This window comes from Streptomyces sp. NPDC007917, assembly GCF_042959105.1.
GTDB lineage: Bacteria > Actinomycetota > Actinomycetes > Streptomycetales > Streptomycetaceae > Streptomyces.
The window spans coordinates 497498-519080 of sequence record NZ_JBIBKK010000003.1 but is presented as its reverse complement, the minus strand read 5'-3'; the positions used below and the strand labels follow the sequence as shown (position 1 = coordinate 519080).

The following is a 21583-nucleotide window of genomic DNA, read 5'->3' as shown; positions in this document are numbered from 1 at the left end:
CAGCAGTGACCGCCTGAAAGGACGGACGGACTACGTGAGCGACGCACGCGAGGCCGACCAGCCGCGCCATGCCGAACAAGCCGCGGATCCGCCTCGCGAGCGGAGAAGCGAACAGAAAAACCCCGCGAGCGACGCACGCGAGGCCGACCAGCCGCGCCATGCCGAACAAGCCGCGGATCCGCCTCGCGAGCGGAGAAGCGAACAGCAGGACCCCGCGAGTGAGAAGGCCACGCGGATGGGCACGGCGGACGAGGGGCAGCGGCTGACCGGCGAGTCGATCGAACGGGGCGGCGGCGGGCTCAACGTGGCCGATCTGCTGGCCCGGGCCCTGCCCGGGGCCTCGGCCCCCTCACAGGCAACGGCGGGCGACGGGCCCGGAGATAAGCCGACCGCAGACATCGGCGCGAGCGTCCACACCGACGTGGACCAGCTGGCGGAGGCCATCGCCGCCGCGGCGGCCCGGTTTCTGCCCGACGGCCGGATGGGGCCCGACACCGACTTCTTCGACGCGGGGGGCACCTCCGTCGACGCCGTGGCGCTGGTCGCCGCGGTGGCCCGGGAGTCGGGTGTGGAGCTCGACCTGGACGATGTGTTCGCGGACGCCCGGCCGCGCCGTCTCGCCGAACGCCGGCTCTCGGCCACCGGGGTCCAGGCCGCGCGCACCCCGCCCGTGGCCTCCCCGCCCGTCAGCACCCCGGCCCCCGTCTCCGCGGCCCGCGCCGTCCCCGCGGCCCGTGCCCTGCCCGCGAGCGCCGCCGACAAGGACCTGGACCTGGACCTGGTCCTGGCCGACCTCGCCCGCGCCGACACCCTGCCGTGGACGGGCCCTCCGGAGCCCGCCGCGCCGCAGCACATCCTGCTGACCGGGGCCACCGGCTTTCTCGGCGGCCATATGCTCCTGGATCTGCTGCGGTACAGCGACGCCCACATCCACTGCCTGGTCCGCGCGGCCGACGAGGAAGAGGCCACGTCGCGGCTCGGCACCGCGCTGTCCGGCTTCTCCCTGCCGTGGTCCTCGGAGATCCGCAGGCGGGTGACGGTGCTGCCGGGCGACCTCCGCCGGCCGCGCCTCGGCCTGCCGGAGGACCGCTGGGACGCGCTGGCCGAGGAGGTGGACTCCGTCGTCAGCGTGGCGGCGGCGGTGGACTTCCTGCGCGGCTATCCGTCGCTGCGGCAGAGCAATGTGATCGGGCCGCTGACGCTGGCCGAGCTGGCGGCCACCGGGCGGCCCAAGCCGCTGCACCACATTTCGTCGATCGCGGTCTTCAACCAGGTCGGCATCGTCTCCATGGGCGAGGACGATCCGCTCGCCCGCGTCGACCGCCTCGTCGCCGGCTACGACAAGTCCAAATGGGCCGCCGAGACCGCGCTGCGGCGCGCCCGTGACCACGGCCTGGTGGTCACCATGATGCGCCCGGGCGGCATCGGCGGGCACACCAGGACGGGCGCGTACAACGCCCAGGACCTCAGCAGCGGACTGATCTCGGCGTTCGGCCGGTTCCGTACGGTGCCCGCCTTCCGCTACCTCAACGCCGCGCCGGTGGACTGGGTGAGCCGGGTGGCGACGGCCGTGATCTGCGAACCCGACGCCTGGGGCTACAACTACAACCTGACCGGTGTCCCGAACACCCTGGACGACGTGGTGCGGGACATGGGGTTCGGCGGCATGAACGTGACCGTGCAGGACTGGGACGAGTGGCGGGCCGACACCCTGGCACGCCTGGAGGCCGAGCGGGTCCCCGGCCTTGACTTCCTGACCAGGGTGTTGCGCAGCCCCGCGGCGCTGAAGCTGTGCGAGGCGACGCTGAAGGGGCCGGCGGCCACCGGCGAGCGGACCGAGGCGTTCGTCGCCGCGCACGATCTGCCGGCCGCGGCCCGGTACGACACCCAGGCACAGCTGAAGACGTTCGAGCGGCTGGCGAAGGACGGCCTGGGCCGGCTGCCCGACCGCGAGGACCCGCCGTATCTGTGGTTCCCCGAGACGGTCGAGGGGAGCCTGGGCCCGGTCGGCGGGCCCGCGCACAGCAGGTGCACGCTGTCGCTGACGCTGTCCATCGCGAGCATGTACCAGCTGGTGCGGGAGCGCCGGGTCGATGTCCGCGGGGAGCTCTCCTGCGGGCTGCTGCACCCCGATCCGGTCGTGGTGGAGCGGGGCGATCTGTGGGTCCGCCCGCAGGAGGGGATACCCCTGCGCCACGGCCTGCGCCATCAACTGCTGCTCTACCGGCTGCGGTTGCGCGACGCCGACGGCCGGCGGTGGTGGCTGGAGGGCCGGAAGTTCGCCCGTGCGCGGCGCGATGTGTGGCGGCAGACTCGGGCGCTGACCGTCGAGATCGGCCGTGAGGGCGAGCCCGCGAGCCTGGTGGGGGAGGTCGTCGTGCCCGCCGACAGCTATGTGCGCGACCAGATAGACGGCATCCAGGTCGATCCGCGCCTCTCCGGCCAGGAGAAGCGGATCGCCAAGCTGACGTGGCTGGCCTGGTTCGGCCGGGAGGTGGGTCGCGGCCTGCTCGGCCCGTTCGCCCGGGTGGGCGCGGACCTGCTCGACCTTCGCCGGAACCCGACCCTCACGGAGCGCGCCCGATGACCCCGCCGAACCCGATGGCCCCGAGGAACCCGAGGAATCCGCGGAACACGGTGACCCAGCGGACCCCGGTGACCCAGCGGACCCCGGTGGCGCTCCGGCCGCTGTACGCCCGGCTCGACGGGGCGAGCGTCGAGGAGATCCCGTTCCGTACCAAGGACGGGACCCGGCTCGGCCTGAGCAGGGTCACGGCCGACTCGTCCCCCGGCCAGGGGCACCGGCCCGCGGTGCTGCTGCTGCACGGCCACACCGCGTCCTCCGACATGTTCCTGCTGCCCGAGACCCGCAACCTGGTCGAGGTTCTGCTGGACGAGGGGTACGAACCGTGGCTGCTGGACTGGCGGGGCAGCTGCCGGCTCCCGTACAACGAGACCGGCCGCCGGTACACCTACGACGACGTCGCCGTGTACGACATCCCCGAGGCGGTGGCGCTGGTCCGGCAGCGGATCGGCGACCGGCCGCTGTTCGTCGTGGCCCACTGCATCGGCGCCCTCTCGCTGTCGATGAGCATGGCGGCCGGTCTGGTGCCCGGGCTCGCCGGGGTGGTGGCGCAGGGGGTGTTCCTGACGCCGAAGCTGGCGGGGCGGACGTCCCTGCGGATGACGCTGGCCGCGGAGCTGCTGAAGTCCCGTGTCGACCACATCCCGGTGGACTTCCGCACGGTGGGCTTCTGGTCGCGGTACACCCCGCTGTTCGCCCTGGCCTCCCGCAAGGCGAGCTGCCCGGATCCGACCTGTCAGATCCTGCACAACTCGGCCTGGGGCACGGGCGCCTCGCTGTTCGTACACGAGCATCTGTCGGCCACCACCCACGGCCGGCTGGCGGAGCTGCTGGGTCCGGCGCCGCTGTGGATCCTGCCGCATCTGCGCCGGATCGAGCTGGCGCGCAGCGTGGTGCGCTGGCACCACGGGGACGGCCGCTACCGGGCGCTGCCGGAGAACGCGCTGGATGACGCCGGTCGTATCGACTGCCCGGTGCTGCTGCTCTCCGGCAGTGAGAATGGGCTGTGGCTGGACTCCCAGAAGCTCTGCCACGAGGTCCTGGCGGCGCGGCAGCCGCAGCTGGATGTGGCGTACGCCGAGGTCCCCGGCTACGGTCACCTCGACACGTTCATCGGCCGGGGCGCGGCCCTCGATGTGTTCGGGCACATCCTCGACTTCCTGGGCAAGCGCCGGTGATCGACCCGTAGTTCGCAGCTCCCTCAACCCGCACCGCACGCACCACAGCCCGGAGGTCATGACCGATGCCGCAGCTCGAAGTCGGTGGCGCCCGACTGACGTTCGACGACGAGGGTCGCCGCGACGGTGTGCCGCTGGTGTTCATCCACGGCTGGACGGCCAACCGGCACCGCTGGGACCACCAGATGGCGCATTTCGCCCCGCACCGGCGGGTGATCCGGCTCGATCTGCGCGGGCACGGCGAGAGCGACGGCGTGCCGCGCACCATCGCGGAGCTGGCGGGTGATGTGTGCGCCCTGCTCGACCGGCTGGAGGTGGACCGCTTCGTCCCGGTCGGCCACTCGATGGGCGGCATGATCGCCCAGACGCTGGCGCTCGACCACCCGGGGCGGATCGAGCGCATGGTGCTGGTGAACTCGATCAGCCGGATGGTCTACAGCCGCGGCCGCGGTCTGCTGATGGCGGCCTCGACGCTGCTGCCGTTCCGTGTCTTCGTCACGGCCAACATCCAGCGGGCTTTCGGCCCCGGCTACCCGCGCGCCGAGGTGCGCGCATACGCCCGCGCCTCCGCGGCCACGCCGCGCGAGGTGGTCATGACGTGCTACGACGCGATGCGGGCCTTCGATGTGCTGGACCGGGTCGGCGAGATCCGGACGCCCACCCTGCTACTGCACGGCTACCACGACATCCAGCTGCCGGTGTCGCAGATGCTGCGGATGGCCAAGGACTACCCGGACGCGGTGGTGCGGATCGTCGACGCGGGGCACGAGTTGCCGGTGGAGAACCCCGCCGCGGTCAGCTCGGCGGTCGACTGGTTCCTCACGGCGGGAGGTTCGGGCACCGCGTAGCGGGGGTCCGGGCCGGTGGTGTCCGCCGGGCCCTTAAAGTCGCGTCCATGACGAGGACCACACCGCCGCGCCCGCTGGATGTCGAGGCGCTCTTCCCGGACCTGGCCGCGCACCGCTCCACGACCACCCGGCTGCATCCGCGGCCGGGCAGTCCGGGGGTGTCGGACAGTTCGGTGGGCGGTCCGCTGCTGTGGCCGGTGGACGAGCCGTGGCCGGTGTGCACCGAGCCGCACCGGCGCGGGCGTGGCCGCCGTCCCGCGGACATCCACCGGGCGCGGCAGGTGCTCGCCACCGCGTGGGCCCGCGACCCGGCCTCGGGCCCCACGGAGGAGGAGCGGCGGCTGCTGAAGGAGCTCTACCGCGAACACCGTGTCGCCGGGATCGAGGACACCGACCCGCTGCCGATGATCGGAGTCGCCCAGCTGTACCGGCGGGACGTCCCCGACCTGGCCGCGGGGCCGGACGGCTGCGATCTGCTCCAGGTGTTCTGGTGCCCCTTCGACCGGCACGGCAGGACCGGGTACGGCATGTCGCCGCGGCTGCTGTGGCGCCGGTCGTGGGAGGTCGGTGAGGTGCTGGCCGCTCCCCCGCTGCCGGAGGTCGTGGGCTACGAGGGGTATGTGGCGGAGCCCTGCGTACTGCACCCGGAGCAGGTGGTCACCTATCCGTTCGCCGGGCTGCTGCCCGAGGATCTTGAAGCCCGGATAGACGCCTGGGAGGAGGCCCTTGAGGAGGAGGCCGAAGCGGCGGAGGCCGAAACGGAGCCCGAGGAAGGCGGCGTGCGGCAGGCCGAGCCGCCGGCCTACCAGTACGACCTGTCCATTCCGCCCGGCTGGCGCGCCGGCGGTTTCGCGTCGTGGCATCTGACCGACCCCTCCCCCATGGACTGCCGGGCCTGCGCGACGCCGATGGAGCTGCTGCTGACGATCGACAGCTCGGAGTGGGACGGCGGCAGCGGCAGCTGGATGCCGCTGGAGGACCGGGACCTTCCCAAGCATCTGCGCTCCGCCACGCCGACCAAGGTGACGGTGGGCCGCTGGGGTGAGCTGAACATCTTCGCCTGCCCGGCCGATCCCGGACATCCGCACCGCTGGAGCATCCAGTAGGCCCGGCGGCGCGGCCTCATCCGTTCCCCTTGTCGCCTACCGCTTTGTTGCCTGCCGCTCACCCCGCCAGCTGCGGGTACAGCACCGCCGGGTCCCCGGCCAGCCCTGCCTTGACGCGTCGGGTGAGCTCGTCGGCCAGCACCTCGTACGCCCCCGTCTCGATGCCGTCGAGTGCGGCAGCGGCGACCTGTGCCGGGTCGGACTTGGGCGCGTCGATGCGCGCCGTCATGTCGGTGTCCACGTATCCCACGTGCAGTCCGGTGACCCCGATGCCGCGCGGCTGGAGGTCCAGGCGCAGGGAGTTGGACTGGGACCACAGGGCGGCCTTGGAGGCGCTGTAGGAGCCGGCGTTGCCCAGCCAGGAGAGCACGGAGTGGACGTTGAGGATGTGGCCGCCGCCGTTGCGCTCGATGACGGGTACGAAGGCCCGGGTGACCAGCAGCGGCCCGTAGAAGTTGGTCTCGAACTCGCGGCGGATGTCATCGACCGGGGAGCCGAGGAAGGAGGCGCCGACCGAGGCGCCGGCGTTGTTGATCAGGACGGTGACGTCCTGGGCCCGCTCGGCGGCGGCCGCGACGGAGGCGGGGTCGGTGACCTCGAGCGCCACCGGGACGGCATCGGGGTGGGTCACCGTGCGCGGATCGCGGGCCGTGGCGTAGACCTTGCCGGCGCCGCGTGCGTAGGCCTCCTCCACGAGCGCCCTGCCGATGCCGCGGCTGCCGCCGGTGACGAGGACGACGGCGTCCTTGATCGCAGTCATGGTTGTCTCCCACTGTTGGTAAACCGATCGGTTTCTCAGGCTGACGCCGCCACCGTAAACCGATCGGTTTCCCGATGCAAGGTGGGTTTGAAAAAGCGACTGAACAGAAGACGCACCGGTCGGCGGGCAGGGCCGCGGCCGCAGCCGCGGACACCAGCCGCGCCTTGGCAGGTCAGCGCATACCGGCGGCGTCGAGCAGGGTGACCACGGTCGGCAGGAGCAGCCCGGCCAGGGAGTCGGCCTGGATACCGGCGCGGGCGCTCGCCCCGTCGAAGACCAGGCTCAGCTGCCGGGCGAGCAGGTCAGGATCGCTCGCCCCGCCCCGCTCGGCCTCACCCCGGAAGAACTCCGTCAGGCTCTGCTTGATCCGGCGCGCGGTCCTGCTCGCGGGGTGGTCCACGTCCTTCAGCTCGATCTGCACGGCCAGAAAGGGACAGCCCCGATAGGCCGGCCCGGCCGCCTGCTCCTCCGCCTGCTCGAAGACGTGCAGAATCCGCTCGCGCGGCGTACGCGCGTCGTCCGCGCCGGGCAGGAACCGCGCCGCGAAGCCGGAGGCGCGCCGCTCCAGACTCGCCGCCAGCAGTTCGTCCTTGCTCTCGAAAAGCTGGTACATCGAGCGCTTGGACACCCCCGCCGCCTTGCACAGCGCCTCCACCCCGACGCCGACGCCGTCCAGGTAGGCAAGGGTGGCCGCGGCCTCCAGCAGCCGGTCGCGGGAGCTCGACTTCGTCGCCTCTGTGGTCATGCCCGACAGGCTAGTCCGGTTTCCCACACCATAAAACTGATCGGTTTACCAGGGCAGGGTGCCTTCGGCGTCGAAGAAGCCCCCGGTCGGGCCGTCGGGGCCCACCTGCGCCATGCGGACGATGATCTCCGCGCCCTCCTCGACGGTCTGGATGCCGGTGTGCCGGTTCAGATCCGTCGCGGTGTAGCCGGGCTCCACCGCGTTGATCCGCATCTGCGGGAACGCCTTCGCGAACTGCACGGTGACCATGTTGACCGCGGTCTTCGACGCCGGATAGGCGACGCCCGGGTAGGCGTACGTCGGTGTGTCCGGGGTGGTGACCCGGCTCAGCGAGGCAAGGCCGCTGCTGACGTTGACCACGACCGGGGCGGCGGACCGCCGCAGCAGCGGCAGGAACGCATGGGTCACGCGCACCAGGCCGAAGACGTTCGTCTCGAAGACCGACCGCATCGCGTCGGCGGTCGTCTCCGCGGCGCCCACCACCCCGCCGTCCGGCTCCCGCGCTTCGACGCCTGCGTTGTTGACCAGCACATCCAGTCCGCCGTCGGCCTCGATGGCCCTCGCCGCGGCCGCGACGGACGCGTCGTCGGTGACGTCGATGAGTACCGTCCGCGCGCCCAGCCGCTCGGCGGCCAGGCGCCCTCGCCCGGCGTCCCGGCTGCCGATGTAGACGGTGTGACCTGCTGCGATGAGCCGACGGGCGGTTTCGAAACCGAGCCCCTTGTTGGCTCCGGTGATGAGTGTTGTCGTCATGCCCCCAGGCTGCGGCAGGGCGGTGCGGTCAGCCAGGCGTCCCGTGTTCCTGGGACTGCTGGTACCAGGCAGGGGCGCGGCCCGGCGGTGCACACTGGTGTGCATGGCGACGGCGGAATTCGGGCAGGCAGTGCACCGTTGGCGTGACCGGGTGTCGCCCGAGGCGGCCGGGCTGCCCACCGGCGGACACCGGCGGACGCCCGGACTGCGCCGCGAGGAGTTGGCGCTGCTGGCCGGGATCTCCGTCGACTACGTCACCCGCCTCGAACAGGGCCGCGCCTCCAACCCGTCGATCCAGGTCGTCGAGGCCCTGGCCAGGGCCCTGCGGCTGTCGGAGACCGAGCGCGCACACCTGTTCCGGCTGGCCGGGCTGGCGCCGCCGGGCCCGGACACGGTCCCCGCGCACATCACCCCGAGCGTCCAGCGCCTGCTGGACAGGCTGACCGGGACCCCCGTCGTGGTCCTCGACGCCACCGGGACCATGCTGCTGGCCAATCCGCCGTATGCGGCGCTGATGGGCGATCCCTCCGGATGGCGCGGCCACCAGCGCAACGCCGTATGGCGCCACTTCCTGGGCCCGGGCAGCCGGGTGCGGCACAGCCCCGAGTCCCTGCGCGAGTTCGAGGCCGCGCTGGTCGCCGATCTGCGGGCGGCCGCCGACCGCTACCCGGCCGACCAGCGGCTCGGGCGGCTGGTCGCCGATCTGCGCGCGCACAGCGGCCGGTTCGCCGCGCTGTGGGACTCCGGCGCCGTCGGCCGCCACGAGTCCTCGCGCAAGACCGTCGACCATCCACGGGTCGGACCCGTGACGCTGGACTGCGACGTGCTCACCGTGGCCGGCAGTGAACTGCGCATCATGGTTTATACGGCCGAGCCCGGCACCGAGGACGCCGAACGCCTCACGCTGCTCACCGTCCTCGGCACCCAGGAACTCATCGGATAGCCTCGCCGGGGGCCGGGGCCGGGACGGCAAGCCTGCGCGGATCGTCCAGGGCGCCGCGGTGGGCCTCCTCGCCCGGGGCCAGGCACTCGATCAGATAGTCGCCGGTGCCGGAGTCGACGGTCACCCCGTGGGTCTCGCTGCGGAATCCGGGGAAGCGCCGGTCGAACGACTCCAGCGCGGACAGATAGCGCAGCAGCGGACCGCTCGCGGTGCCGATGCCCTCGCCGGGCATCAGCACCGGGATACCGGGCGGGGTGACGGTCACCATGGCCGCGGCCACCCGCCCCGCCGCCTCGGCCAGCCGCACCCGCTCGGTGCCGCCGCGGATCAGCCGCTGGTAGCACAGCTGCGGCGGGACGACCGGCTCCGGCAGCTCCTGGAAGGCGGTGTCCAGCAGCTGGACCAGGCTCGCCTCACGCAGATGGTCGTGCATCTCCTGGCACAGCCCGCGCAGGGTCCGGCCGGCGTAGCGATCGGGGTACGCGGTGACCAGTTCCGGCAGCACCCGGTCGAGGGGCGCGTCCTCGTCGTAGAGGGACTTGAAGTCCATCAGGGCGTCGAGCAGGGTGCCCCACTTGCCCTTGGTGATGCCCATGGAGAACAGGACCAGCGTGGTGTAGCTGTCCGTCTTCTCCACCACCACGTTCCGCGTGGCCAGATACGAGGTGAGGACACGGGCGGGGATCCCCCACTCGGCCATCCGGCCGGCCGCGTCGATGCCCGGGCAGGTCACGGTCACCTTGAGCGGATCGAGCATGCAGTAGCCCTCGCCGAGCCCGGGGAACCCGTGCCAGTCGGCACCCGGCCGCAGTTCCCAGCACGAGGGTTCGGTGCGCAGCAGCTCGACGGGTGCCTCGTCGAACGGCAGCGGCTCCCCGCCGGCCGGATCGGTCACCGTCTCCGGCTGCCAGACCCCGAAGAACCAGGCGGGACGGTCCCCGGCGGCCTTGATACGGCGCCCGATCCGCACCATCGCCTGGCGGAAGCGGATCGCCTCGGTCACCGCCTCGTCGATCAGCCAGCGGCCTTGTGGGCCGTCCATCATCGCGGTGGCGACGTCCAGGGAGGCGATCATCGGATACAGCGGGGAGGTGGTGCCGTGCATCATCAACACCTCATTGAACCGGTCGTGTTCCACCGGGGCCCGCGGCGCGGGCTTGATGTGCACCATGGCGCTCTGCGACAGCGCGGCCAGCAGCTTGTGGGTGGACTGGGTGGCGAAGACGGTGGGGCGGTCCGGCCCGGGGAAGGTGTCGGGCCCGACCGACATGCCGTAGCGCCCGGCGTAGAGCGGGTGGAAGCGGGCGTAGGCGAACCACGCCTCGTCGAAGTGGACCCTGGGCGTGCTGGCGGCGAGCCCTCGGGCGGCCTGGACGGCGTCGTAACACAGGCCGTCGTAGGTGGAGTTGGTGAACACCGCGTACTGGGGCCGGGGGGAGAGCGCGCCGCGCGCCAGGGGGTTTCCCGCGATACGAGCGGCCACGGCCTCCCCCTGGATCTCGCCCGGGGGCAGCGGCCCGGACAGCCCGTAGCCGTTGCGCGTGGGGATCAGATAGACCGGCCGGGAGCCGGAGATGACCAGACCGTGCAGCACCGACTTGTGGCAGTTGCGGTCGACCAGGGCGATCTCGTCGCGGGTGACGCAGAAGTGGCCGACCAGGCGGTCGCAGGTGGAGTCGCCGTGGAGGACGAAGTAACTGAGGTCGGCGCCGAAGACCCGGGCGGCGTTCCGCTCCGCCTCGCCGATCGGTCCGGTGTGCTCGAACAGGGAGCCGAGCGCCTCCACCGAGATCGACAGATCGCTCCGGAACAGCCGCTCCCCGAAGTAGTCGTGGAAGGCCCGGCCCACCGGTGACTTGAGGAAAGCGACGCCGCCGGAGTGTGCGGGGGTGTGCCAGGAGTACTCGTGTGTGTCGTCGAAGCGGCGCAGCGCCTTGAAGAACGGCGGCAGAAGGGCCTCGCGGTAGGCGCGGGCGGCGCTGGAGATCCGTCCGGCGATGAAGGCGGCGGTGTCCTCGGCCGGCCAGACATAGCCGACCACGGTCTCCGACACCCACAGCGGCAGGTCCTCGAAGTGCTCATCGGCCGTGATCAGGAAGACCGGCAGGTCCTGGAAGCGCCGGCCGATGTGGCGCAGCACCACGGCCCCGCCCGCTTCGTCGCCCCACCCGCCGCCGCGCGGGTCGAGGCCCCAGTCGACCAGCGCGGCGGCCAAAGCCGCCTCGGTGCGCAGCACGGTCTGGGCGTCGGTGCCGGTGGAGGCCCACCGCACCGCGAAGCCGCCGCCCTCGAGCTCCTTGCGGATCCTGCGCAGCTGCTCGGCTCCGGCCGTGTCGTCCTCCGGGTGCTCCCGGACCGCGAACAGAACGGTGTTGCCCGCCATGCCCCCATCCCCCTCCATGCCTCGCCGCCCCTGTCCGGTTCAGTGTCCGGGGACGGAGCCACACACGGCGGCACAGCCGGGGAAGCTCACACGAAAGGGGGAAATTTCACGGGGTGGCCGCCATCGGTTGGTCGGCCGCGAACGAGACGACCCACGACAGCGCCGCGTTCCAGTTGATGGCGACCTCGTTGGTCGACCACGACTGGACGTCGTCGAGGTAGCAGAACTGCGGTGCGGGCGTCCGGGGCGGATCGACCGTGCGGTCGATCAGCAGCCTGCTCGCCTTCGGGTCCTCCAGGCCGACGTTCGGGCCGCCGGCGATCGAGCCGGGCGGTGGCTGCGGCAGCGCGGGGTCGATCTGGTGGCCGTAGAGGCGACTGTGCTGGTTGTGGGAGTGGTGTTCGCCGTATCCGGTCACATAGGACTGGTTGAGGGCGTTGCGGCCGAAGATGTAGTCAAGACCTTCCAGCACCCCGTCGCGGTACCGCTGGTCGCCGGTCAGGTCGAAGGCGGTCGCGATGACGGCGAGCTTGTTGAGCAGCACGCTGTTGGAGCCCCAGTAGTACTCGTACTCGCCGAGCGGCATCCCGTACGCCTGGCCGTGTGCCGCGTCGAGATACCGGTCCGCGGCGGTCACCACCGAGGCGCGGGCGGCCGTCCGGTCGGCGTCCGGCAGCGGGCCGGCCACGGTCGCCAGGTCGAGCCGGCCGAGCGCGGCGACCTGCTGCCAGCCGAACCCGGACGGCGGGAACGCCTCGCCCGTGGCATACGGCGAGGTCCGCAGCTCGTCGAGGAACGTCTGCTCATGGGTGGTGAGGAACAGTTCGGCGGCCGCCCAGTAGAACTCGTCGGTGGCGTCCGCGTCGTTGTAGGGGCCACCACCGATCGCGTCGTCCTTGCCGGCGTACACCTCCGGGTGGGCCTTCGCGGCCGCCCAGGCGGCACGCGCGGCGCTCAGGCAGCGCTGGGCGAAGGCCTGGTCGAAGGCCTCGTACAGCCGGGCGCCCTGCGCGGCGACCGCGGCCAGGTTGAGCGTCGCCGCCGTGGACGGCGGGTGCAGATGGCGCGGCTGAGGGTCCTGGTCCGGGGCCATGGGCAGCCCGGTCCAGTTGTCGTCGTGCACCTTGTGGTGCGCCATGCCCGCGAGGGGCTGCCCGGCGGGCACCTGCATGCGCAGCAGGAACTCCAGCTCCCAGCGCGCCTCGTCGAGGATGTCCGGTACGCCGTCGCCGCTCTCGGGGACCCGGAGGTCACCGTCGCCCGGCGGACCCAGGCGCCCTCGGGGCGCGGTGAGGGTCCGCTCGTACTCGCTGAGGAGTTGGTAGGTGGCGATGCCGCCGCCCACCACGTACTTGCCCTCGTCGCCGGCGTCGTACCAGCCGCCGCTCACGTCCAACTGGTAGTCGCCGACACCCGGCTGGCAGGGCACGCTGGTGTCGCCCTGGTTGGGGGCGACCCCGATGTGTCCGGCGGGCCGGCCGTACCCGGGCGCCAGGGCCTCGGTGATGGGGATGCCGCTGCGCTGGATGTAGAAGAAGTGCAGGGCGTCGGAGCGCAGCTGGTCGTAGGCGGCGGCGGAGATGTCGAACGGGTAGCTGGTCTGCCCGTCGACACTCAGCGTGTATCCGGTGCCGGCCTGGGTGACCGCGCCGAAGTCCAGTGTGTGCACCTGCTGCCCGGAGGACGGGTCCAGCCCGGCCGGGGTCGAGGTGCCGGACGCCACGGTGACACCGGCGCTGTCGTTCACCTGCCAGGGGACCGGCCCGGGGGCGTCGGTCACGACGGTGGCGTGTTTCGGGCCGAACGGCAGATAGCCGACCTGGTTGATCCGCACCCGCGGGCCGGTGTCCGGTACGTAGGGGGGCACCGGGTCGCCGCCGACAAGGGACACGTTGTCCACGCAGAACACCCAGGCCGCGGGGTCGCCGCCGATGTGGAACGAGACCTGGCCGCCTCCGGTGTCGAGGGAGGAGGTGAACGTGAACGTGTACCGCTGTTCCGGGCCGAGGGCGATGTCCTGCGAGAACGTGGGGGTGTACGGGTCCTCGCCGAGCTGGACCCGGGCCTTCACCGTCCGCGGCTCGTCCGCCGAGGCGGTGAACGAGAAGGTGTAATCCCTGTCCTTCTGCAGCACGATGTCGTTCTGCCCGACGATGACGTCGGAGGGGGTGTGCGTGCCCGCCGGTACGCCGGCGCACAGTTTTCCGTCGACGACGGAAGCCGGGGCCTGGACGGTGAACCAGCCGTTGGTGCCCTCGCTGAAATCCCCGTTGAAGACCTTTTCCCGTGGGTCCTGTGCCATATGTCCAGCGTGCGCGGCGTCCTCCCGACATGCCACCCGAGCGGGCCGCGACGGCGGTGACGAAACGTCACCGCGCGGCCGAAAACTTTCGCGCCCGTGAGCGGCCGCTCACCCATTGACGCGCGGAGTTCGACTGACCACACTTCGGGCCAGCAGTTCAACATAATCCATCAGACTCCGACAGGATGTTTCATGGTGTCCCGCACAGCCCGAACCCTCCTCCTGCCGCTGCTCGCCCTGTTCACCATGGTGGTGAGCCTCCTGGCCGCATCGCCCAGTCCCGCACAAAGCCGCGGAGCGCCGTCCGAGGCGCAGCCGAGACCTAAGTACGCCGGCTATCTCTTCACCTACTTCACCGGTGAGGGCACGGCCGACGGCGAACAGATAAGAATGGCCCTCAGCCGTGGCAACGACCCGCTGCACTGGCGCGAGCTGAACGCCGGCAAGCCCGTCCTGACCTCCGGCCTCGGCGAGAAGGGGCTGCGCGACCCGTTCGTCATCCGCTCCCCCAAGGGCGACAAGTTCTATCTGATCGCCACCGATCTGCGGATGTACCAGAACTCCAGCGGCACCTGGGACCAGGTGCAGCGCACCGGCAGCAAGTCGATCATGGTGTGGGAGTCGACCGACCTGGTCCACTGGACCGATCAGCGCCTCGTCAAGGTCTCACCGGACACGGCGGGCAACACCTGGGCGCCCGAGGCGTACTACGACGAGGAACTCGGCGAGTACGTCGTCTTCTGGGCCTCGAAGCTCTACGCCGAGGACGACCCGAACCACACCGGCAACACGTACAACAAGATGCTGTACGCGACGACCAAGGACTTCCGCAGCTTCAGCGAGCCCAAGGTGTGGAACGACCCCGGCTACTCGGTCATCGACTCCACCGTCATCAAGGACAAGGGCGCGTACTACCGGTTCACCAAGGACGAGCGCGACCCGTCCTCCGGCACGCCCTGCTCGAAGTTCATCACCGCCGAGAAGTCCACTTCGCTGACGGACACCTCGTACGACTTCGTCGCCGACTGCATCGGCAAGGGCGCGATCGACCGCGGCGAAGGGCCGACGATCTTCAAGTCGAACACCGAGGACAAGTGGTACCTGTTCATCGACGAGTTCGGCGGCCGCGGCTACATCCCGTTCGAGACCACCGACCTCGCCTCGGGCAAGTGGACGCCGTCCGAGAACTACCAGCTGCCCGCCAGCCCCCGGCACGGCACCGTGCTCCCGGTGACGCAGGCGGAGTACGACCGGCTGCTGAGCGCCTACCCGGCGTCCCCCACCTCGCTCGCCGACGTCACGGCCAAGGGCCAGAACGGGTACGCGATCGTCACCGAGGCGAGCGCCAAGGTCGTGCTGCCGATGGGCCCGAAGGCCGATCTCAGCCGTCTCGCGCCCCGCTTCGCGCTCCCGGCCGGCGCCACCCTCAGCCCGGCCTCCGGCACCCGGCGGGACTTCCGCAAGCCCCGGACGTACACGCTTCGGACCGCCGACGGGACGACCCGCACCTGGACCGTGGAGGCCGTCCCGATGCGCAGCCCGGTGCTGCCCGGGCTCAACGCCGACCCGGACATCCAGTACTTCGACGGCCGCTACTGGATCTACCCGACGACCGACGGCTTCCGCAGCTGGAGCGGGACCAAGTTCAGCGCCTACTCGTCGAAGGACCTGGTCCACTGGGAGAACCACGGGGTGATCCTGGACCTCGGCCCGGATGTGAGCTGGGCGGACAACAACGCGTGGGCGCCCGCGGTGGCCGAGCGGGACGGCAAGTACTACTTCTACTTCTGCGCCGAACAGCAGATCGGCGTCGCGGTCGCCGACTCCCCCGCCGGTCCCTTCAAGGACGCGCTGGGCAAACCGCTGGTCGCCAAGGGCCAGTTCACCGGCCAGATGATCGACCCCGCGGTGTTCACGGACGATGACGGCCAGGCGTATCTGTACTGGGGCAACGGCCAGGCGTACGGGGTGCCGCTGAACGCCGACATGACGTCCTTCGATCCCTCGAAGGTGCGGAAGTTCACCCCGGACAACTTCCGGGAGGGCTCCTTCGTCGTCAAGCGCACGGGCATGTACTACCTCATGTGGTCCGAGGACGACACCCGCAGCGAGGACTACCACGTCGCCTACGCCACGGGGGCGACACCGCTGGGCCCGTGGACCAAGCGGGGCACGATCCTCTCCAAGCGCGCCGAGTACGGGATCAAGGGGACCGGCCACCACTCGGTGGTCAACGTCCCCGGGACGGACGACTGGTACATCGCCTACCACCGGTTCGCCGTGAACGGCCCCGGGAAGGCGGGTGGCGACGGCACGCACCGCGAGACCACCATCGACCGCATGGAGTTCGCGGCCGACGGGACGATCAAGCCGGTGGTGCCGACCCTGGAGTCCATCGCCCCGGTCCGCCGCCACTGACGGGCGGCCCGCGCGCCCACCGACGAGTCGGAAGGGCTGGGGCCGTACGGCCCCAGCCCTTCCGTGTTCTCTTCCGTGTTCTCTTCCGTGTTCGGGGTCAGGGGTTCAGCGCGTCGACGAGGGCCTTGGTGACGTCCTCGGTGGTGGCGGTACCGCCGATGTCACGGGTGAGGATCCCCGCGGCCGTGGTGGCCTCGATCGCCCGGTGCACACGGGCCGCCTGCTCCGGGAGACCGAAGTGTTCCAGCATCAGCGCGGCGCTGCCGACCGCGCCGATCGGGTTGGCGAGGCCCTGACCCGCGATGTCCGGGGCGGAACCATGGACGGGCTCGAACATGCTGGGGAAGCGGCGCTCGGGGTTGAGGTTGGCGCTCGCGGCCAGGCCGAGGCTGCCGGCGAGGGCGCTGCCGAGGTCGGAGAGGATGTCGGCGTTGAGGTTGGAGGCGACGACGACGGAGAGGGTTTCGGGGTGGAGGACGAACTTCGCGGACATCGCGTCCACGAGCACAGTCTCGGTCTCGACGTCCGGGTAGTCGGTGGCGACGCGCCTGAACACGTCGTCCCACAGCACCATGCCGTACTGCTGGGCGTTGCTCTTGGTGACGGACGAGACCTTGCGGCGGGCCCGGGTGCGGGCGAGGTCGAAGGCATAGCGCATCACGCGCTCACAGCCGACCTCGGTGAACAGGGCGGACTGCACGGCCACTTCGCCCCCCGGACCACGGCCCGCGAGGTTGCGGCCGCCCAGCCCCGCGTATTCGCCTTCGCTGTTCTCGCGGACGACGACCCAGTCGAGCTCGGTGTCGTCGGCCTTGCGCAGCGGGCTCCGGACACCGGGCAGGAAGCGCACCGGGCGGACGTTGGCCCACTGGTCGAAGCTCTGGCAGATCTTCAGACGCAGGCCCCAGAGGCTGATGTGGTCGGGGACGGTGGGCCAGCCGACCGCGCCGAAGTAGAGGGCGTCGAAGTCCTTCAGCCGGTCCAGGCCGTCGTCATCGATCATCTTGCCGGTCCGCTCGTAGAAGTCACAGCCCCAGGGGAACTCCTCCCACGCGAAGGCGAAGGCCTCGTCGGACCCGTGGGAGTCCGCGGCCAGGGCGTCCAGGACCGTACGTCCTGCGGCGACGACCTCCTTGCCCACTCCGTCGGCGGGGATGGCGGCTATGCGGAACGTGCGGGGTGGGGTCATCAGGGCCTCCGGCGCGTGGCAGGGCTGCGTTGAGTGTCCCGAACGGGCGCGGGCGGCGTGCGCCCGACGCGTGCTGTGTGTTCGGTGGGTTCGAGTCAACACACCGGGCGCCTGACGCGTCCAAGACCTGCTTTCGATGCGACCTATAGGCCCGGCCGATCAGTTCTTCTGAGCCCGCTGCCGGGCCAGGGAGGTGGTGAGGGCGAGAAACGCGCGGGCGGCGGGGGTGAGATGCGCGGGGAGGCTGACCATCGCCACATGGAGGTGGGCGGTGGGCTCGATGGGCGCCACCACGGCCCCGCACCGCCGGGCCAGCCAGGTCCAGGAGGAGGGCAGCACGGCGACGCCCACCCCGGCCAGGACCAGGGGCAGGATCGAGGTGCGGTGGTCGACCACGGTCACGATCCCGGTGCCGCTGCCGCCCGCGGTGATCTCGTCCACGATGCTGCGCATCAGACTGCCCGGCCGCGACGCGATGAGCTTCTGCCCGGCGAGCTCGTCGGGCCGGATCGCCACATCGTCCCGGACGGGCCCATGCGGCTGTGGCGCCGCGACCACCACGAACGGCTGGTCCTCGACCTGCAGGACGTCAAGGCCGGACACCGCCACCGGGCTCGCCGAACCGAGCAGCCCCAGTTCACAGGCGCCGCTGCGCACCAGGGACACCACCTCGTCGGGGGTGAAGGCGGCCTGGGTGCTGACGGTGACCGCCGGATGCAGCTCGGCGAAACGGTGGACGAGGGTGGTCAGCGGCTCGATGCCGGGCGAGGGCATGGTGGCCACCTCGACGGTCCCGCCGTGCAGCCCGGAGAGCGCGGCGGCGGTGTCGCGTACGGCCGTCATGTCCCGTAGCACGCGCCGGCTGGGCTCCAGCAGCTCCGCACCGGCCTCGCTGAGCACGACGCCCCGCCCCACCCGGTGGAAGAGCGCCACCCCGAGATCGGCTTCCAGATTGGCCATCGCCTGGGACAGCGACGGCTGCGCCACATGCAGCGCGGCGGCGGCCTTGCTGAAGCCGCCGTGCTCGACGATGGCGAGGAAGTACTCGAGCTGCCGGGCGTCCATGGCGCCGCTCCACTTCGTCGACCTCGTCCGATAGGCGCAGCCTACCTATCCGGCGGCATTCACACCGATATCGGGGCGGGCCGGGGCGCACGAGGTGTCCCGGGCGCGGGCCGGGGCCGGCGGGGCGTCCTCGGCCTCGACGGACACCGGCGGGTCCCCGGCCCGGCCGGCCAGCACCTCCCGGGCCCTGTCCAGGTCCAGGTCCTTCTCCCACGTGGCGACAAACAGCGTGGCCACGGCATTGCCGAAGAAGTTCACCAGCGCCCGGCACTCCGACATGAACTTGTCGATGCCGAACACCAGCATGATGCCCGCGGCCGGGACATGGCCGACCGTCGACAGGGTGGCGGTGAGGGCGATGAAGCCACCTCCGGCGACGCCCGCGGCGCCCTTGGACGTCAGCAGCATGACCGCGAGCAGGCCGAGCTGCTGGGTGATGGACAGCGGGGTGTCGGTGGCCTGGGCGATGTAGACCGTGGCGAGGGAGAGGTAGATCGCCGCGCCGTCGAGATTGAAGCTGTAGCCGGTCGGTACGACGAGACCGACCGTGGACCGCTCGACCCCCATGAACCGCAGTTTGCGCATGAGGCCCGGCAGCGCGGGCTCGGCGGTGGACGTGCCCAGGATGAGGAAGAACTCCTCCTTGAAGTAGCGGAAGAGCTGGAAGATGTTCAGCTTCACATACGCGGCGAGCACACCGCCCAGGACGACCACGACGAACAGCAGCGAGGTGACGTAGAAGAGCAGGATCAGCGAGCCGAGGCTGGTCAGCGTGGACAGGCCGAACTTTCCGATGGCGTACGACATCGCGCCGAAGGCGCCGAGTGGCGCGACCTTCATGACGAAGGACAGCACCTTGAACACGACCTCGGTGAGGCGGTGGACACCCGCGATGACCGGCTCCCCCACCGTGCCCACCGCCTTGAGCGCGATACCGAAGATCACGGCCAGGAAGATGATCTGGAGGATGTCGCCCTCGACGAAGGCCCCGAAGAAGCTGTTCGGCACCACATGGGTGAGGAACTCCCACCAGTGCTGGTGCCGGCCCTGCTCGATGTACTGCCCGGCGTCGCCGGAAGTGTCGAGCGTCGACGGATCGGCGTGCACACCGTCGCCGAGGCGGACGACATTGATGGCCACCAAGCCCGTGAGCAGCGCGACGATGGTGCCGACCTGGAAGTACGTCAGCGCCTTGATGCCGGTCAGGCCGACCTTCTTCAGATCCGCCACCCCGGCGATGCCACCGATGATGGTCAGGAAGACGATCGGCCCGATCAGCATCTTCATCGCGGTGATGAACGTCGTGCCGATCGGCTCCATCGAGGTGGCCAGATCCGGCCATCGCCACCCCAGCCCGATGCCGATGACGATCGCCACGAGCACCTGGACGTACAGCTGCCGGAACCACGGCTTCGCCGTGGATCGCGTATCCCCTGTCTCCCGTGTCTCCCGTGTCTCCCGTGTCTCCCGGGTGTCCCGGGTGTCCCGGGTGTTCCGGGTGTCTCGCGGGTCCGAGGCTTCCTGTGCACCGTGTGCGGCACCGTCCGGGGCATGCACCATTGCGACCTCCCGTGCGTGCGCGGCACCGAGCCCGATCGGCACCACGCTGACTTCCGCCACAGTGAACCGGGTCACACGCCAGGGGTCCACGACCAAAAATCAATGCCCCGTATAGGTGCTCCCTATCAAATCCGCCGCTGCCTGGTGCGGCGCGTCACAACTCGGCGCTTGCATGATCATGCGGGGTCATGCATACTTCTGCCGTGTCCAAAGTTCTCACCTCCCTGCCTGTCGGCGAGCGCGTCGGGATCGCCTTCTCCGGTGGTCTCGACACCTCGGTAGCCGTCGCGTGGATGCGCGACAAGGGTGCGGTGCCGTGCACCTACACCGCTGACATCGGCCAGTACGACGAGCCCGACATCGCCTCGGTGCCCGGCCGCGCCACCGCCTATGGCGCGGAGGTCGCCCGGCTGGTCGACTGCCGGGCGGCCCTCGTGGAAGAGGGTCTCGCGGCCCTGGCCTGCGGGGCGTTCCACATCCGGTCCGGTGGCCGCAGCTACTTCAACACCACCCCGCTCGGGCGGGCGGTCACCGGCACCCTGCTGGTGCGCGCCATGCTCGAGGACGATGTGCAGATCTGGGGCGACGGCTCCACCTTCAAGGGCAATGACATCGAGCGGTTCTACCGCTACGGTCTGCTGGCCAACCCCTCCCTGCGGATCTACAAGCCGTGGCTGGACGCCGACTTCGTCAGCGAGCTCGGCGGTCGCAAGGAGATGTCGGAGTGGCTGGTCGCCCACGGCCTGCCCTACCGGGACAGCACCGAGAAGGCCTACTCCACCGACGCGAACATCTGGGGCGCGACGCACGAGGCCAAGGCGCTCGAGCACCTTGACACCGGCATCGAGCTCGTTGAGCCGATCATGGGCGTGCGGTTCTGGGACCCGACCGTCGAGATAGCGGCCGAGGACGTCACGATCGGCTTCGAGCAGGGCCGGCCGGTGACGATCAACGGCAAGGAGTTCCCCTCCGCCGTCGACCTGGTGCTGGAGGCCAACGCCATCGGCGGCCGGCACGGCCTGGGCATGTCCGACCAGATCGAGAACCGCGTCATCGAGGCCAAGAGCCGGGGCATCTACGAGGCGCCGGGCATGGCGCTGCTGCACGCGGCCTACGAGCGGCTGGTCAACGCGATCCACAACGAGGACACCGTCGCCACGTACCACAGCGAGGGCCGGCGGCTCGGCAGGCTGATGTACGAGGGCCGCTGGCTGGACCCGCAGGCGCTGATGGTGCGCGAGTCGCTGCAGCGCTGGGTCGGCGCGGCGATCACCGGCGAGGTGACCCTGCGGCTGCGGCGCGGTGAGGACTACTCCATCCTGGACACCTCCGGGCCGGCGTTCAGCTACCACCCGGACAAGCTCTCCATGGAGCGGACCGAGGACTCCGCCTTCGGGCCGGTGGACCGGATCGGCCAGCTGACCATGCGCAACCTCGACATCGCGGACTCCCGCGCCAAGCTCGAGCAGTACGCGAGCCTCGGCATGGTCGGCAGCTCCCACCCGGCGCTGATCGGCGCCGCGCAGGCGGCCTCGACCGGGCTGATCGGCGCGATGCCCAAGGGCGCGTCCGAGGCGATCGCCACCTCCGACGGCCAGGCCTCCGGCGGCGACCAGGTGGACGACCAGCTGCTCGACCGCGCCGCGATGGAGTTCGGCGCCGACTGACCGGCCCTGAGGTCACTCACCCCTCACGCGGCGGCCCTCGCCCGGTTTTCTTCCGGGTGAGGGCCGCCGCGTTCGCCCGTCC

The 21583-nt window shown here is 70.9% G+C and carries 15 protein-coding genes; 7 read left to right on the top strand and 8 right to left on the bottom strand.

Annotated elements, in window-relative coordinates; translation table 11 throughout:
• The first annotated feature begins 34 nt into the window (after positions 1–34).
• The 4 genes from ACFZDL_RS08150 to ACFZDL_RS08135 all read left to right on the top strand — a co-directional run bounded on the left by ACFZDL_RS08150 (position 35) and on the right by ACFZDL_RS08135 (position 5716).
• Complete coding sequence (locus tag ACFZDL_RS08150; protein ID WP_353593540.1) at positions 35–2587, top strand: thioester reductase domain-containing protein; 2553 nt, start codon at positions 35–37, stop codon at positions 2585–2587.
• 50 nt (positions 2588–2637) lie between these two features.
• Entirely contained in the window at positions 2638–3762 is a 1125-nt protein-coding gene (locus ACFZDL_RS08145) for an alpha/beta fold hydrolase (protein WP_353593541.1), read from the top strand.
• 65 nt (positions 3763–3827) lie between these two features.
• Entirely contained in the window at positions 3828–4610 is a 783-nt protein-coding gene (locus ACFZDL_RS08140) for an alpha/beta hydrolase (protein WP_353593542.1), read from the top strand.
• Positions 4611–4657: 47 nt separating this feature from the next.
• Entirely contained in the window at positions 4658–5716 is a 1059-nt protein-coding gene (locus ACFZDL_RS08135; RefSeq protein WP_353593543.1) for a hypothetical protein, read from the top strand.
• A 58-nt stretch (positions 5717–5774) separates the two neighbouring features.
• Here the strand turns inward: ACFZDL_RS08135 and ACFZDL_RS08130 are convergent, their stop codons facing one another.
• From ACFZDL_RS08130 to ACFZDL_RS08120, 3 genes are all read right to left on the bottom strand, one after another.
• The gene (locus ACFZDL_RS08130; RefSeq protein ID WP_353593544.1) at positions 5775–6476 is read right to left on the bottom strand and encodes an SDR family oxidoreductase; all 702 of its coding nucleotides are present in this window, start codon (positions 6474–6476) and stop codon (positions 5775–5777) included.
• 172 nt (positions 6477–6648) lie between these two features.
• Positions 6649–7221 carry a TetR/AcrR family transcriptional regulator gene (locus ACFZDL_RS08125; RefSeq protein WP_353593545.1) on the bottom strand — a complete coding sequence of 191 codons (573 nt, stop codon included), beginning with the start codon at positions 7219–7221 and terminating at the stop codon, positions 6649–6651.
• A gap of 45 nt (positions 7222–7266) precedes the next feature.
• Positions 7267–7974 (bottom strand): SDR family NAD(P)-dependent oxidoreductase, encoded by a 708-nt coding sequence (locus ACFZDL_RS08120; protein WP_353593546.1) that lies wholly within the window; start codon positions 7972–7974, stop codon positions 7267–7269.
• A gap of 103 nt (positions 7975–8077) precedes the next feature.
• Between ACFZDL_RS08120 and ACFZDL_RS08115 the strand changes: the two genes are divergently transcribed.
• Positions 8078–8917, top strand: coding sequence for a helix-turn-helix transcriptional regulator (locus tag ACFZDL_RS08115; protein WP_353593547.1), 840 nt, complete (start codon positions 8078–8080; stop codon positions 8915–8917).
• On the opposite strand, the gene ACFZDL_RS08110 is transcribed toward ACFZDL_RS08115, so the two are convergent.
• Both ACFZDL_RS08110 and ACFZDL_RS08105 read right to left on the bottom strand, forming a co-directional pair.
• Positions 8907–11300: an Orn/Lys/Arg decarboxylase N-terminal domain-containing protein gene (locus tag ACFZDL_RS08110; RefSeq protein ID WP_353593548.1), complete on the bottom strand. Its 2394-nt coding sequence runs from the start codon at positions 11298–11300 to the stop codon at positions 8907–8909. The two genes, ACFZDL_RS08115 and ACFZDL_RS08110, sit on opposite strands and share 11 nt — an antisense overlap.
• 106 nt (positions 11301–11406) lie before the next feature.
• The gene (locus ACFZDL_RS08105; protein WP_353593549.1) at positions 11407–13602 is read right to left on the bottom strand and encodes a glycoside hydrolase family 9 protein; all 2196 of its coding nucleotides are present in this window, start codon (positions 13600–13602) and stop codon (positions 11407–11409) included.
• 192 nt (positions 13603–13794) lie between these two features.
• On the opposite strand from ACFZDL_RS08105, the gene ACFZDL_RS08100 reads away from it, so the two are divergent.
• Entirely contained in the window at positions 13795–16020 is a 2226-nt protein-coding gene (locus tag ACFZDL_RS08100) for a family 43 glycosylhydrolase (protein WP_353593550.1), read from the top strand.
• Positions 16021–16117: 97 nt separating this feature from the next.
• Here the strand turns inward: ACFZDL_RS08100 and ACFZDL_RS08095 are convergent, their stop codons facing one another.
• From ACFZDL_RS08095 to dctA, 3 genes are all read right to left on the bottom strand, one after another.
• Positions 16118–17209 (bottom strand): tartrate dehydrogenase, encoded by a 1092-nt coding sequence (locus ACFZDL_RS08095; RefSeq protein ID WP_353593551.1) that lies wholly within the window; start codon positions 17207–17209, stop codon positions 16118–16120.
• 159 nt (positions 17210–17368) lie between these two features.
• Positions 17369–18274 carry a LysR family transcriptional regulator gene (locus tag ACFZDL_RS08090; RefSeq protein WP_353593552.1) on the bottom strand — a complete coding sequence of 302 codons (906 nt, stop codon included), beginning with the start codon at positions 18272–18274 and terminating at the stop codon, positions 17369–17371.
• 45 nt (positions 18275–18319) lie between these two features.
• Positions 18320–19651 carry a C4-dicarboxylate transporter DctA gene (gene dctA / locus ACFZDL_RS08085; protein WP_353593553.1) on the bottom strand — a complete coding sequence of 444 codons (1332 nt, stop codon included), beginning with the start codon at positions 19649–19651 and terminating at the stop codon, positions 18320–18322.
• A 386-nt stretch (positions 19652–20037) separates the two neighbouring features.
• Between dctA and argG the strand changes: the two genes are divergently transcribed.
• Positions 20038–21501, top strand: a complete 1464-nt coding sequence (gene argG / locus ACFZDL_RS08080; protein WP_353593554.1) for an argininosuccinate synthase — start codon at positions 20038–20040, stop codon at positions 21499–21501.
• The last annotated feature ends 82 nt before the right edge of the window (positions 21502–21583 follow it).